Below are 12,911 nucleotides of genomic sequence, written 5' to 3' on the forward strand. Positions count from 1 at the left end.
CTCGTCTCAGGTGTCCTGCATGCCCCACTCGGTCGAGCGGACGACGGAGCGCATCATCCGCAGGAGCACGGACAGCGGCGCCTGGTCGACCTGCTCGAGCGCGATGACCTCGTCGATCGTCGAGAGCACCTGGCGCAGCGAGGCGTCGGTGCGGACGCGCCACTGCGCGATCCGGTCGTCGGCGCGCTCGGCCGGGGTCGCCCGCTCGCTGTCGGTCACCGTGAGGATCGCGACGACGATCGAGAGCACCGCCTGGTAGAAGTCGTCCCGCATCGCACCGCGGGCCAGGGCCGTCCACCGGCTCCGGCGATCGAGATCACCGATGAGGTTGAGCAGCTGCGAGCCCGCGAGCAGGTCGGTCACCGCATAGTACACCTCGGCCGCATCGATCGCGGGGGTGTCGGTGCGGGAGGCGGCCTGCGCGACGTCGAGGAGCGCGAACTCGTCGAGCAGCGCGGCCGCCCGGAAGGCGAGCTCCTCCGGCACGCCCTCGCCGATCCAGCGGTGGGCGGCGTCCTCGAGCTCAGCCCGGTCCTGCCCGCGCAGCAGGCCCGGGACGAGGGGCCGCAGCTCACGGATCACGGGCCGGTAGCGGTCGACCTCGGCGAGCACGTCGAGACCGTCGGGCGCCTGGTGGACGAGCCACCGGGAGGCGCGGTCGAGGAGCCGGACGTAGCCGTGGAGGAGCTGGACCTGGACCTCCGCCGGCACCCGGTTGTCGAGGGCGCAGATGTCCTCGAAGTGCGCGTCGAGGTCGAACACCCGGCTCACCACGGTGAACGCCCGGGCGACCTGCGCGACCGAGGCGCCGGTCTCCTCCTGCATCCGGAAGATGTAGGTCAGCCCGCCGCGGTCGACGATCCGGTTGACGAGGTGGGCCGTCGCGATCTCCCGGTGCAGCGGGTGGTGGACGAAGGCGTCCGCGTGCCGCTGCGCGAGGCTGTCGGGGAAGTAGTCGACGAGGTGCTCGCGCGTCCAGTCCTCCGCCGGCAGATCGCCGGACAGGATCTCGCCGGCGGTGTCCATCTTGACGTAGGCCAGCAGCACGGCGAGCTCCGGGGAGGTGAAGCCGCGGCCCGCCTCGGCGCGCCGGTTGAGCGCCTTGTCGTCGGGGAGGAACTCCACCGCGCGGTCGAGCTCGGCGGTCTTCTCGAGGCGCTTGAGGAGGCGCCGCTGCGTGCTCGTCATCGACTGCGCCCGATCGCGCGCCTCCCCGAGCGCGACGTTCTGGCTGTAGTTGTTCGCGAGCACGAGCCCGGCGACCTCGTCCGTCATCGACAGGAGCACCGACTCCCGCTCGGCGGAAGCGAACTCGCCGCGCCTGATGAGGAGGTCGAGGAGCAGCTTGATGTTGACCTCGTGGTCGGAGCAGTCCACGCCGGCGGAGTTGTCGACGGCATCGGTGTTGAGCCTGACCCCGCCGAGCGCGGCCTCGACCCGGCCGAGCTGAGTGAAGCCGAGGTTGCCGCCCTCGCCGACGACGCGGGCGCGCAGCTCGCCGCCGTCGACGCGGATCGCGTCGTTGGCCTTGTCCCCGACATCGAGGTGGGATTCGGTCTCCGCCTTGACGTAGGTGCCGATCCCGCCGTTGTAGAGCAGGTCGACCGGGGCCCGCAGGATCGCGCGGATGACCTCGGTGGGCGGGTGCGCGCCGGGGCGCATGCCGAGACGCTCGGCGGCGCGCTCGCTCACCTCGATGGTCTTCGCCGAGCGCGGGTACACCCCGCCGCCGGCGGAGATCAGCTCCGGGTCGTAGTCCTGCCAGCTCGAGCGCGGGGTCTCGAACAGGCGCCTGCGCTCAGCGTAGGACGCCGCGGCGTCCGGGTCCGGGTCGAGGAACACGTCGCGGTGGTCGAAGGCGGCGACGAGCCGGGTGCGGTCGCTGCGGAGCATGCCGTTGCCGAACACGTCGCCGCTCATGTCGCCGATCCCGACGGCGGTGAACTCGTCCCGGGAGGTGTCGAGGCCGAGCTCCCGGAAGTGGCGCTCGACCGAGGTCCAGGCGCCGCGGGAGGTGATCCCCATGGCCTTGTGGTCGTAGCCCACGGACCCGCCCGAGGCGAACGCGTCACCGAGCCAGAAGCCGCGCTCGAGCGCGATCCGGTTGGCGACGTCGGAGAAGCGGGCGGTGCCCTTGTCCGCCGCGACGACGAGGTAGCTGTCCTCGCCGTCGTGGACGACGGTCCGCTCCGGGCGCACCGTGCGGGTGCCCTCGCCCTCGGTGACGAGGTTGTCGGCGACATCGAGGAGCGCGCCGATGAACAGCTCGTAGGCGTGCTGCCCGGCGGCCGCCCAGGCGTCGCGGTCGACCGCCGGGTCGGGCAGCTGCTTGGGGAAGAACCCGCCCTTGGCGCCGGTCGGCACGATGAGCGCGTTCTTCACCATCTGCGCCTTGACGAGTCCGAGCACCTCGGTGCGGAAGTCGTCGGCCCGGTCCGACCAGCGCAGGCCGCCGCGGGCCACCGGCCCGAAGCGCAGGTGGACGCCCTCGACCTCCGGGGAGTACACCCACATCTCGAGCGCCGGCTTGGGCTTGGGCACGAAGTCGAGCCGGGTGGGGAGGATCTTGAACACCGCCGCGGCCGGCATCCGGCCGTCCGCGGGCTGGAACACGTTCGTCCGCACAGTGGCCCGGATGAGCTCGAGGACGGCGCGCAGCACCCGGTCGGCATCGAGGCTGGCGACCTCGGCGAGCGCGGCCTCGATCTCCTCCTCCCGGGCGCGCATGAGCTCCTCGCGCGTGCCCCGGGACTCGTCGAGGTCGGGGTCGAAACGGACCCGGAACAGCTCGACGAGCGCGGTGGTGAGGGCGACGTGGGTGGTGAACACCTCGCCCATGTGGCGCTCGGTGAGGGAGAAGCCGGCCTGCCGGAGGTAATGGGTGAAGGCGCGGATGATGCTGACGTCCTGCCATTCGAGGCCGGAGGCCACGAGGCTGTCCATCCGGCCGGACTCCCGCTCACCGGTCCAGGCGGTGGTGAAGGCGCGCTCGATGCGGGCGAAGTCGCCGTCGTCGAGCGGCCGGTCGAAGGACAGCCCGAAGTCGTAGACGTAGCGGTGCTCGCCGTCGGGCAGGTCGAGCTCGTAGGGCCGCTCGTCGTGCACCTGGGCGCCGAGGTTGGCGAGGAACGGCAGGATCTCCGACAGGCCCGCCGGGGCGATGCGGTAGAACGCGAGACGCACGTCGGCCTCGTCCTCCGCGTCGGGGCGGTAGATCCGGACGGAGGGCTCCGCATCGGAGTCGAGCTCCTCGAAGCGGTCGACGTCGTCGACCGCCTGACGCGGCGTGTGGTACTCCTGGTAGCTCGGCGGGAAGGCACGCATCCAGCGCCGGCGCAGCTCCATGTCGGCCGCGGACACCGAGCCGCCGGCCGGGGCGATGAACTCCGCGATGTCCTCCTCCCACGAGCGCAGCGCCGCGGTGATCCGCTCGGCCACCGTCTCCCCGGCGATGTCGGGCAGCACCTCGTCGCGCGGGACCCGGGCGACGAAGTGGAGGCGGGCGAGCGCGGAGTCGCTCAGCAGCACGTCGAAGTCCACGGACTCCGCGCCGTAGTAGTCGCGGAGCACGCCCTCGACCCGCAGTCGGGCGGCGGTGTCGTAGAGGTCGCGCGGCACGTAGACGAGCACGGAGACGTAGCGCTCGTAGGGGTCGCGCCGGATGAAGACGCTCGACTCGCGCTTCTCCTGCAGGTCGAGCACCTGGGTGACGACATCGAGGATCTCCTGCGCATCGGCGTGGAGCAGGTCGTCGCGCGGGTAGCTCTCGAGGATCGCGACGAGCTCGTCGCCGGAGTGCGTGTCGCGGGCGAGGCCGGAATGGCTGAGCACGTAGCGCATCTTCGACGCGATGAGGGGGATGTCGAGCACGGAGGCCGAGTACAGCCCCGAGGTGTACAGGCCGACGAAGCGCTTCTCACCGACGATCCGCCCGGTGTCGTCGAAGGTCTTCACCCCGACGTAGTCGAGGTACCCGCGCCGGATGAGCCGGGATCGGGAGTTCGCCTTGGTGAGCACGAGGACGCGCGGCTCCTCGGCCTTGGCGGCCACCGCCCGCGACAGCGGCGAGCTCAGCGTCGCGCGGAGCGAGGAGATGCCGAGTGCGGAGTCCTCGATCGGGACCAGGATCTTCTCCCCGCCGGACTCCTCGAGCGCGTACTCGCGGTAGCCCATGAACGCGAAGCGGCCGTCGAGCCAGTCGAGGAGGTCGGCGGACTCCGCGGCCTCCTCGGCGAGCTCGGGGCGCGGGGGCCGGGTGCGCAGCGATTCGGCGATGTGCCGCGCGGTGTCGGCCATCGCGTGCCGGTCGCGCTCGACGGCGGCGACGAACTCGATGGTCTCGCGCAGCCCGGCCTCGACCTCGGGGAACCGGTCCTCGGGGATCCGGTCGACCTCGATGTGGATCCAGGACTCCTTGCGGCGCTCGGCCGGGGAGTCGCCGGGGGCGATGACCGGCAGCGCGGTGGTGTCGGTGACGGTGCGGCTGAGATCGGCGGGGGCGACGACGTGCATCCCGTCCGGACCGCGCTCGACGACGATGATCGGGTGGTGCACCTCGCGGATCGCCAGCCCGAGCCCGGTGAGCTCGGCGACGAGCGAGGACACGAGGTGGCGCATGTCGTCGGTGACGATGCTGATCGCCGTCCGGTTGCCGATCTGCTCGATCGAGTCCTCACCCGGATTGCGGATCTCGATCGTCGGCTCCCCGGCCCGGTGCCGTTCGGCGCACCGGGCGTGCTCGATCGCGGAGGCCGCGAGCTCGCGGGGGCGGTAGCGCTCCGCCGGCGTGGCCTCGGGGCGGGGATAGTACGCGGCCAGGAGATTCTCCGGCGGGGTGCTGCCGGTGAGTGCGCTCCACTGCTGTGCGATCTCGGTCGATCGGACCTCGGTCACGGTGCCACCTCGTGTTCGTCTCGGTTTCGGCTGGGACCACGACGGTGTGGCCTCCCCGTCCACTCTATGCGGGAACTCCGGTGATTCCGACTCCGCTCCGCAGGGGGTTTCCGAGGCCTCGGACGCGGCCGCGACGTGACAGACTGGAAGCCATGAAGACCATCGAGCTGCGCCGCCGGGCCGCCGGGACCCCTGCCCAGATCCTGAATCGGGCGATCGAGCCGAGCACGTGGGCGGGTGCCGACACGAGCGTGACCGTGCACCGCGGTGCGGCCGAGGGCGCGCATCTGACCACCCGCACCCCGCTGCGCGCGGCGGACCTGCCGGCGGCCGCCGCGCGGTTCCTCGGCGAGGGCGCGGAGCTCGTCCAGGAGGTGCGGGCCGATCCCGTCGACGCGCAGTCGCCCGAGGCGCATGTGGCGATCGCGGCGGAGGTCGCCGGCGCGCCGGTCGACGTCGACATCGCGATCGCGCTGCGCGAGATCTCCGGCGGCACGGACATCCATGCGATCACCCGGATCGTGTCCTCGGTGCCGCTGTTCGGCTCGATGGTGGAGTCCGCCCTCGAGCCGTACGTCGAGTCACTCCTGTCCGAGCGCCTCGACCAGCTCGTCGATCTCTGACACGTCGTACCACAGCAGCCCGCCGTCCCGGAGGGCGTCCGCGGCGGCTGCCGGGTCGTCAGGCAGCGCCGCCACGAGGGCGGGATCGTCGATGTGGGCGCTGACGACGCAGGCGGGGTCGAGCGCCGCCGGCCCGAGGGCGACGACGCCGGCGGAGACCGGTCGGGAGCGCAGATCCGCCGGGAGGTCGCAGGCGAGGACCACGCGGCCGCAGCGCTGCTCGACCGCGGTGTCGAGGACGACCTCGGCGGCGGTCGACAAGGCGATCCACTCCGCCTCCTCGAGCTCCTCGCCGCGCAGGCTCCCCGGGCGGACGTCCGGGGCGAAGCCGAGCGCCTCGGTCAGGTGCGGCCAGGCGGCCCTCAGCGATCGGTCGGTCAGGGGCACGTAGGCGCGCACGGTGTTCGCAGGACTCATGCCCCTATTCTCCTCCTCCCCCGCCGGCGGCTGCGCCGCGGCGAGGCGTCCGGCGTGTCCGGCACCGGGAGCAAGCCGGCGAGCGCCGTGACCGCGCGGGACGCCGCACTGTGCGGGGCCGACTCGGTGAGCGTGCGACCGGCGAGCAGCGCGGCGTCGGCGGCGGCCCGGTCGTCGGGCACGAGGTGCACCCCGGTGAGTCCGGCGAACCGTTCGAGCGTCGCGCGGATGCGCGCCTCCGGCCCCGGACCCACGCTCCCGGCCCGGACCCGGTTGACGACGACGGTGCAATCGTCGCGCACCGCGAGCCCGCGCTCGGTCTCGAGCAGCCGCACGAGCCGCTGCAGTCCGATCGGGTCCCCGGCGGCCACGACCACGACGTGATCGGCCCGGTCGAGCACCGCTCGCGTGGCTCCGTGGCGGTCGTAGTGCGGGTCCGCGTACGGGTCGTCGGGGTCGACCCGGTCGGAGACGTCGACAACGGTGCAGGTGTATGCGCGGGCGAGGGCGGTGAGGACTTCGGCGAGCACACCGGGTCGGACCTCCGGCCAGCGCTCCGCCCGGCTCAGACCGGTGACGACGGCGAAGTGCTCGTCGATGACGGAGACGTGGCGGGCGAGCGCAGCGGTGGTCCCGCCGCTCGCCGCGGCCCGGCATAGTGCGGCGATCTGCGGTGCGTCGTCGAGCAGGCCGAGGAGCGCGGCCTGGGAAGCGGCGACGGTGTCGGCGTCGACGAGGACGGTCGGGCCGGCGGTCCGCGCGAGCGTGTGGGCGAGGGCGGCGGCCACGGTGCTGCGACCCGGCGCTCCCCCGGTGCCCCAGACGGCGATGACCGGCCCCGGGGCGCCACCACCTGCGGTTCGGGGCGGCTCGGCCGGGCGCGGCGGGGTGGGCACGGCGGCCGCCGCGGCGCGGACCGCGGCCGCGAGCTCCTCGGGTGTCGCCCAGGGCGACACGGTGGTCGGCACGCCCCAGTCGGTGAGCACGGCGGGGTCGTCGGCGAGCCCGAGCACCCGGACGGCGTGCGCGTGGAGCCGGCGCACCACCTCGGCGTCGGCGCCGAGGAAGTGCTGCCCGAGGACGACGACGTCGCCCACCCCGGCCGCACCGGCGGCGAGCAGCTCGACCTCGTCGGCGGGACGCCGGATGACCTCGATGTCGGGGATCGTGCCGAGCGCGGACACGACGCGTGCCTCGAACTCGACGTCGACGGCGACGACGACCTCGATCACCGGGCCGCCTCCGGGACCGCGACCACGGAGATCCGGTGGTCCTCGGCGAGCGCCCGCATGACGTCGCCGAGCCGACTGTTGGGGACGAAGATCTCGATCACCTGGTCGCCGGTGGCGAAGTCCCCCGTCTCGCGGTCGACGGCGATGACGTCGACGGCGGTGAGGACCTCGCGCGGATCGACGGGGTCGGCCTCCGGGTCGGTGGCCCAGACGTCGACCGCACCGCCGGGCCGCACGGCCGCCGGCAGTGCGCCAGGCACGGCCAGGGCGACCACCCGTCCGGCGAGCTGGTCCGGGGAGCCGAGCTGCGAGGCCGGGACGAGCTCGCCCGGAGCGACCGCGGCGAGCACCGTGGCACCCTCGGGGATCGCCGCGTCGGCGCTGAGGTAGACGCCGGGGTCGCCGCTCATCCGGATCTCGGTGGCGACGAGGTCGTCGGGGACGAGCACGCCACCAGGCACGAGCGGCCTGGCGGCTGCCCACACCGTGGTCGTGTCGGCCACCCGGGTGACGACGAACCACGTGCCGAGCACGGAGAGGAGGACGAGGAGGGCGCCGATGACGAGGCGCGGGTCCCGGAGGCGCGGGGCGCGCAGCCGGTCCGCGGGGCGGGCGGAGGGGTGAGGCATGAGGGGATGCTCCGGGTTCGCTGAACGGTGGGCGGGGATGGGTGCGCAAACGCACTCAAGTGCTATTATTCGTAGACAAACGCCTGCGGATCAAGAGCTGCGGCAGAATTCCCGTCCCGCGCACGGTTCGCATCCACGCGCACCCGTCCCCCGAGAGGCAGCCCCATGGTCGTCGAAGCCCGCTTCCTGCCGCTGACCGATGTCGCGGAGATCCTCAACGTGTCCGCCGCCCAGGCCCGGGCGCTCGTGCGCTCCGGCGAGCTGCGCGCGATCAAGGTCGGCGGCCGCGGCCAGTGGCGGGTCGAGAAGACCGAGCTCGAGGACTACATCCAGCGCATGTACCAGCAGACGCGCGCCGCGGTCGAATCCGGCCAGCCCGAGGTCTGAGACCCGCTCAGCGCAGCGCCCGCACCGCCGACACCGCCGACAGCGGGATGAGCTCCCAGCCCCCGCCGGCCCGGCGCAGCTGGAGATGATCACGGGCCACCGCGTCGAGACGCCCGTCGACCGTCCGGCGTCCCACCGCCACCCGGCACTCGCGGCGCTCGGCCGACCAGCGGCGCAGCGGTGAACCGATCGACAGCACCGTCACCGCACCTGCCGCGGCGCGGACCCGATCACCCAGGCGCAGGCTCTGCAGTGCGGCGAGGTTGATCACGACCTCGTCCGCGCCGGCCACGAGGCACCAGCCGGATCCCACCTCGTGCATCTCCCCGGTGATCCGCTCCTCGCCGGCCCACAGCTCCACCGGCGTGCCGATCGCGGCGGCCGCCCGGGATTCGAGCGTCGCCTCGGCGATCTCCCCGGCGACGAGATCGCCGAACTCACCGGCCCGCTCGTGCATCTGCTCACCGGCATGCGCGGCGTCGATGTCCGCGAACAGCCGGTCGAAGCGCTCGTCCTCCATGGCACCCATCCTCCGCGGACCCTCCCCCGCCCGCAAGCGCCGGTTCTGCACGGGCCCGATCCGCAAGGAATGCATCCTGACCACTGCGTCCACGAACTCCGTCGATCATCATCAAACTTCATCCATTGACATCATATGGTGACGTTTGACACAATGTGATGACCGATGAGAGGAGTCGTCATGATCCGTGTTCTCCCGTTCGCCGCCGCTGCGGCCCACGGTCTGCTCTGCTGCTGGCTCGCCGCGAGCGCGACCCGGCTGTGGGACCGGTTCTCCACCGGGGATGCCGGTGCCGGGCTGGTGCTCCTCGTCGCCGGCGCGGTCGCGCTGCTCGGCCTGCGGGCCACCCTCGCCGTGCTCCTCACCGTGGGCGCACGGGCCGCGGCTGCGCTCCATCACGGGAGCGGGCGGGCGCTCGCCGCGGCGGCGCTGCGATGCAGCCCGCGAGCGCTGCGCCTCGCCCTCGCCGGGTCGCTCACCGGTCTCGTGGTGACGGGGTCGCTGACCACCGGCGCACTCGCGGTCGCTGCGGCGACAGGCCCCGCGCCGAGAGCCGGTCAGGAGTCCGCAGTGCCGGCATCAGTGCCGGCTGCCGCGCCTTCGCCGGGGTGGCCGGTGACCGAGGAGCCGGATCCCGCTCCGGAGCACTCACCCGGCTGGCCTGTCGATCCGGGCACCGGTGCTCCGGATGATCCGGAGTCCGAGCCCCCGGCGGCTCCCGGCCCCGACGAGGATCGGACACGTAGCCCCGGACCGCCGGACGAGCCGGGCGCGGAGCCGGAGGGTCCGCGGCCGCGCACGGTCACCGTGAGCGCCGGGGACAGCCTGTGGTCGATCGCGGCGGAGATCGAGGGGACCCGGGAGCCGGCGGCCGTCGCCTCCGCGGTCGCGGCGATCCACCGGGAGAACCGGGCGGTCATCGGCTCGGACCCGAATCTCATCCTGCCCGGCTCACGTCTGGAGATCCCATGAGCACCCCGCTGACCATCACCCGTCCCGCCGGCCGCTCCCAGGCCGTGCGGAGCCCGATCCACCGCGCCCCGCAGCGCAGGCGCCCGGCGACACCGGCCGAGCAGGCGGAGTTCCTCCGCACCACGGTGCAGTCGCTCGCCGTCGCAGTCGTCGAAGTGCTCACCGGAGCGCGAGCGAGCAGCTCGATCGCCCGCTGGATCGCACCGGAGCTCCAGGAGCGCATCCGCACCCATGCGGCACTGCGCCAGGACCTCGCCCGGGCGGTCGCCCCGCGCGGGCACGTCTTCACCCCGGGCAGGCCGCGGCTGTGCATGATCGGCGACAGCGCGGTCGAAGCATGCGTCGTCGTCCGCGCCGCCCGGCGGCACCGGGCAGTCGCGATGCGGCTCGAGCACATGCACGGCCGCTGGCTCGTCACCGAGTTCGTCAGCGTGTGAGACCGCGGTCCCCCGGCCGGCGAGCGGTGCCCGCCGAACGCGCCGGGCTCAGCGCTTCTTCGAGCGGCGCTGGGCGCGGTTGCCCGCTCCGGGTTCCGCGGCGGACTCGCCGGCCGCACCGTCGGCGCGCACCTGCACTCCCCCGGAGTCCGAGGGCGCGGACAGCTGGAGCTTGGGTTTGCGCGGCTCGAGCTCGTCTGCCTCGACCTCGACGAAGTCGTCGCTCGGGTCCTCGAGATCCTTCCCGGGGTTGACCTTGACCTTGACCTCGAGAGTGTTCGTCAACCGGACGACGTCCTCCTTGATGCCCTCCTGCATCGTGCTGAACATCTCGTAGCCCTCACGCTGGTACTCGACGAGCGGGTCGCGCTGGGCCATCGCGCGCAGACCGATGCCGTTCTTGAGGTAGTCCATCTCGTAGAGGTGCTCGCGCCAGCGCTTGTCGATGACGGAGAGCACGACGCGCCGCTCGAGCTCGCGCATCGCCTCCTCGCCGAGCTCCTGCTCGCGGCCGTCGTAGGCGAGATCGGCGTCGGCCCGGATCTCGCGCAGCAGCGACTCGCGGGTGAGGTGGGCCTGCCCGCCGACGTCCTCGATGAGCTCCGCGGCGGTGATCGACGGCGAGTACAGCTCGCCGAGGGCGGTGAACAGCTCGTCGAGGTCCCAGGTCTCCGCCGGGCCGCGGGTGGCCCCGTCGACGTATGCGGCGAGCACGTCGTCGCGGAACAGCTGCACCTGCTCGGCGAGGTCCGCGCCCTCGAGCACACGGCGGCGCTCGTCGTAGATCACGGTGCGCTGGCGGTTGAGCACGTCGTCGTACTTGAGGACGTTCTTGCGCTGCTCGGCGTTGCGCTGCTCGATCTGCGTCTGCGCGGACAGGATCGCCCGGGACACCATCTTCGATTCGAGCGGGACGTCGTCGGGCACGTTCGCCGTCGCCATGATCCGCTCGGCCGCGCCGGAGCCGAACAGCCGCATGAGGTCGTCGGTGAGCGAGAGGTAGAAGCGCGACTCGCCGGGATCGCCCTGGCGGCCGGAGCGGCCGCGCAGCTGATTGTCGATGCGGCGCGACTCGTGGCGCTCGGTGCCGAGCACGTAGAGCCCGCCGAGCTCGCGGATCTCCTCGGCCTCCTCCTCGACCCGGGCCTCGGCGGCCTCGAGCACCTCGGGCCAGAGCGCCTCGTACTCGTCGGAGTTCTCGACCGGGTCGAGGCCCTTCTCCGCCATCTCGGCCACCGCGATGTGCTCGGCGTTGCCGCCGAGCATGACGTCGGTGCCGCGCCCGGCCATGTTCGTCGCCACCGTGACGGCGCCGCGCCGTCCGGCGAGCGCGACGATCGCGGCCTCGCGCGCGTGGTTCTTCGCGTTGAGCACCTCGTGGGCGACGCCCTTCCGGGAGAGCTGCTTGGAGAGGTACTCGCTCTTCTCCACGCTCGTCGTGCCGACGAGGATCGGCTGGCCCTCCTCGTGGCGCTCGACGATGTCCTCGACCACCGCGTCGAACTTCGCCTTCTCGTTCTTGTAGACGAAGTCGGACTGGTCGATGCGCTGCATCGGCTTGTTCGTGGGGATCGGGACGACGCCGAGCTGATAGGTCGACATGAACTCCGCGGCCTCGGTCTCCGCGGTACCGGTCATCCCGGAGAGCTTGTCGTAGAGGCGGAAGTAGTTCTGCAGGGTGATCGTCGCCAGGGTCTGGTTCTCGGGCTTGACCTTGACGGCCTCCTTCGCCTCGATCGCCTGGTGCAGGCCCTCGTTGTAGCGACGGCCCTTGAGGATGCGGCCGGTGTGCTCGTCGACGATGAGCACCTCGCCCTTGAGGACGACGTAGTCCTTGTCCTTCTTGAACAGCTCCTTGGCCCGGATCGCGTTGTTGAGGAAGCTGATGAGCGGGGTGTTGTCGGCGTGGTAGAGGTTCTCGATGCCGAGGTAGTTCTCGACCTTGTCGATCCCGGACTCGAGGATGCCGATCGTCCGCTTCTTCTCGTCGACCTCGTAGTCGGACTCGGCCTTGAGCCGCTTGACGACGGTCGCGAACTCGGAGTACCAGCGGTTGACGTCGCCCTCGGCGGGGCCGGAGATGATGAGCGGCGTGCGGGCCTCGTCGATGAGGATCGAGTCGACCTCGTCGACGATGGAGAAGTGGTGTCCGCGCTGCACCATCTCCTCCGCGGACCAGGCCATGTTGTCGCGCAGGTAGTCGAAGCCGAACTCGTTGTTCGTGCCGTAGGTGATGTCCGCGGCGTACTGCTGGCGGCGGATGTCGGAGCTCTGATGGGCGAGGATGCAGCCGGTCTCCATCCCGAGGAACCGGAACACGCGTCCCATGAGCTCGGACTGGTAGCTCGCGAGGTAGTCGTTCACGGTGACGACGTGGACGCCCTTGCCGGTGAGCGCGTTGAGATAGGCCGGTGCGGTGGCGACGAGGGTCTTGCCCTCACCGGTCTTCATCTCCGCGATGTTTCCGAGGTGGAGCGCCGCCCCACCCATGAGCTGGACGTCGAAGTGCCTCATCCCCAGGGTGCGGGTCGAGGCCTCGCGCACCGCGGCGAACGCCTCCGGCAGCAGCGAATCGAGGGATTCGCCGTCGGCCCAGCGCTCCTTGAATCGGTCGGTCTCCTCCCGGATCTCCGCATCGCTCATCTCGTCGAACTCGTCGGAGAGATTGTTGATCGCCGTCGTGTAGCCGCGCAGCTTCTTGAGCGTGCGACCCTCTCCGGTCCTCAACAGCTTTTCCAGGAAGTTGGCCACGATTCTCCTTGCGTCCGGTCCGGTCGACCGGCTCGGGTGTTTCCGTCACG

At 72.0% G+C, this 12,911-nt stretch carries 10 protein-coding genes; 4 read left to right on the forward strand and 6 right to left on the reverse strand.

The genetic code is table 11. From position 1 onward, the window contains the following. Window positions 1-6: 6 nt before the first annotated feature. A complete protein-coding gene (locus MTQ12_RS12625; protein WP_247618882.1) occupies window positions 7-4,893 on the reverse strand; it encodes an NAD-glutamate dehydrogenase in 4,887 nt (1,628 codons plus the stop codon). Between the two features lie 152 nt (window positions 4,894-5,045). On the opposite strand from MTQ12_RS12625, the gene MTQ12_RS12630 reads away from it, so the two are divergent. Beyond that, window positions 5,046-5,516 (forward strand): DUF2505 family protein, encoded by a 471-nt coding sequence (locus tag MTQ12_RS12630; RefSeq protein ID WP_137319232.1) that lies wholly within the window; start codon window positions 5,046-5,048, stop codon window positions 5,514-5,516. Here MTQ12_RS12630 and MTQ12_RS12635 read toward each other — a convergent pair. The 3 genes from MTQ12_RS12635 to MTQ12_RS12645 are packed head-to-tail and all read right to left on the reverse strand — an operon-like array spanning window position 5,475 to window position 7,794. After that, window positions 5,475-5,933 (reverse strand): hypothetical protein, encoded by a 459-nt coding sequence (locus tag MTQ12_RS12635; RefSeq protein ID WP_137319231.1) that lies wholly within the window; start codon window positions 5,931-5,933, stop codon window positions 5,475-5,477. The two genes, MTQ12_RS12630 and MTQ12_RS12635, sit on opposite strands and share 42 nt — an antisense overlap. Beyond that, window positions 5,930-7,165, reverse strand: coding sequence for a DNA-binding response regulator (locus tag MTQ12_RS12640; RefSeq protein ID WP_175406919.1), 1,236 nt, complete (start codon window positions 7,163-7,165; stop codon window positions 5,930-5,932). Before MTQ12_RS12640 ends, MTQ12_RS12635 begins: the two co-directional genes overlap by 4 nt. After that, entirely contained in the window at window positions 7,162-7,794 is a 633-nt protein-coding gene (locus tag MTQ12_RS12645; RefSeq protein WP_175406918.1) for an SAF domain-containing protein, read from the reverse strand. Before MTQ12_RS12645 ends, MTQ12_RS12640 begins: the two co-directional genes overlap by 4 nt. A gap of 165 nt (window positions 7,795-7,959) precedes the next feature. Between MTQ12_RS12645 and MTQ12_RS12650 the strand changes: the two genes are divergently transcribed. Then, window positions 7,960-8,181: a helix-turn-helix domain-containing protein gene (locus tag MTQ12_RS12650; RefSeq protein ID WP_137319229.1), complete on the forward strand. Its 222-nt coding sequence runs from the start codon at window positions 7,960-7,962 to the stop codon at window positions 8,179-8,181. A gap of 7 nt (window positions 8,182-8,188) precedes the next feature. On the opposite strand, the gene MTQ12_RS12655 is transcribed toward MTQ12_RS12650, so the two are convergent. Beyond that, a complete protein-coding gene (locus MTQ12_RS12655; RefSeq protein ID WP_247618883.1) occupies window positions 8,189-8,701 on the reverse strand; it encodes a hypothetical protein in 513 nt (170 codons plus the stop codon). Window positions 8,702-8,881: 180 nt separating this feature from the next. On the opposite strand from MTQ12_RS12655, the gene MTQ12_RS12660 reads away from it, so the two are divergent. Beyond that, window positions 8,882-9,673 carry a hypothetical protein gene (locus MTQ12_RS12660; RefSeq protein WP_247618884.1) on the forward strand — a complete coding sequence of 264 codons (792 nt, stop codon included), beginning with the start codon at window positions 8,882-8,884 and terminating at the stop codon, window positions 9,671-9,673. Next, window positions 9,670-10,110: an Rv3235 family protein gene (locus tag MTQ12_RS12665; RefSeq protein ID WP_247618885.1), complete on the forward strand. Its 441-nt coding sequence runs from the start codon at window positions 9,670-9,672 to the stop codon at window positions 10,108-10,110. The genes MTQ12_RS12660 and MTQ12_RS12665 overlap by 4 nt, the downstream gene beginning before the upstream one ends. 48 nt (window positions 10,111-10,158) lie before the next feature. Here the strand turns inward: MTQ12_RS12665 and secA are convergent, their stop codons facing one another. Beyond that, a complete protein-coding gene (gene secA, locus MTQ12_RS12670; RefSeq protein ID WP_247618886.1) occupies window positions 10,159-12,861 on the reverse strand; it encodes a preprotein translocase subunit SecA in 2,703 nt (900 codons plus the stop codon). Between the last annotated feature and the right edge of the window lie 50 nt (window positions 12,862-12,911).

Source organism: Brevibacterium sp. R8603A2, from assembly GCF_023072605.1.
Taxonomy (GTDB): Bacteria; Actinomycetota; Actinomycetes; order Actinomycetales; family Brevibacteriaceae; genus Brevibacterium; species Brevibacterium pityocampae.

Coding starts and splice junctions, on each gene's coding strand:
- MTQ12_RS12655 (WP_247618883.1), bottom strand. CDS start 8,701: ATGGAGGACGAGCGCTTCGACCGGCTGTTCGCGGACATCGACGCCGCG.
- MTQ12_RS12630 (WP_137319232.1), top strand. CDS start 5,046: ATGAAGACCATCGAGCTGCGCCGCCGGGCCGCCGGGACCCCTGCCCAG.
- MTQ12_RS12660 (WP_247618884.1), top strand. CDS start 8,882: ATGATCCGTGTTCTCCCGTTCGCCGCCGCTGCGGCCCACGGTCTGCTC.
- MTQ12_RS12645 (WP_175406918.1), bottom strand. CDS start 7,794: ATGCCTCACCCCTCCGCCCGCCCCGCGGACCGGCTGCGCGCCCCGCGC.
- MTQ12_RS12650 (WP_137319229.1), top strand. CDS start 7,960: ATGGTCGTCGAAGCCCGCTTCCTGCCGCTGACCGATGTCGCGGAGATC.
- MTQ12_RS12635 (WP_137319231.1), bottom strand. CDS start 5,933: ATGAGTCCTGCGAACACCGTGCGCGCCTACGTGCCCCTGACCGACCGA.
- MTQ12_RS12665 (WP_247618885.1), top strand. CDS start 9,670: ATGAGCACCCCGCTGACCATCACCCGTCCCGCCGGCCGCTCCCAGGCC.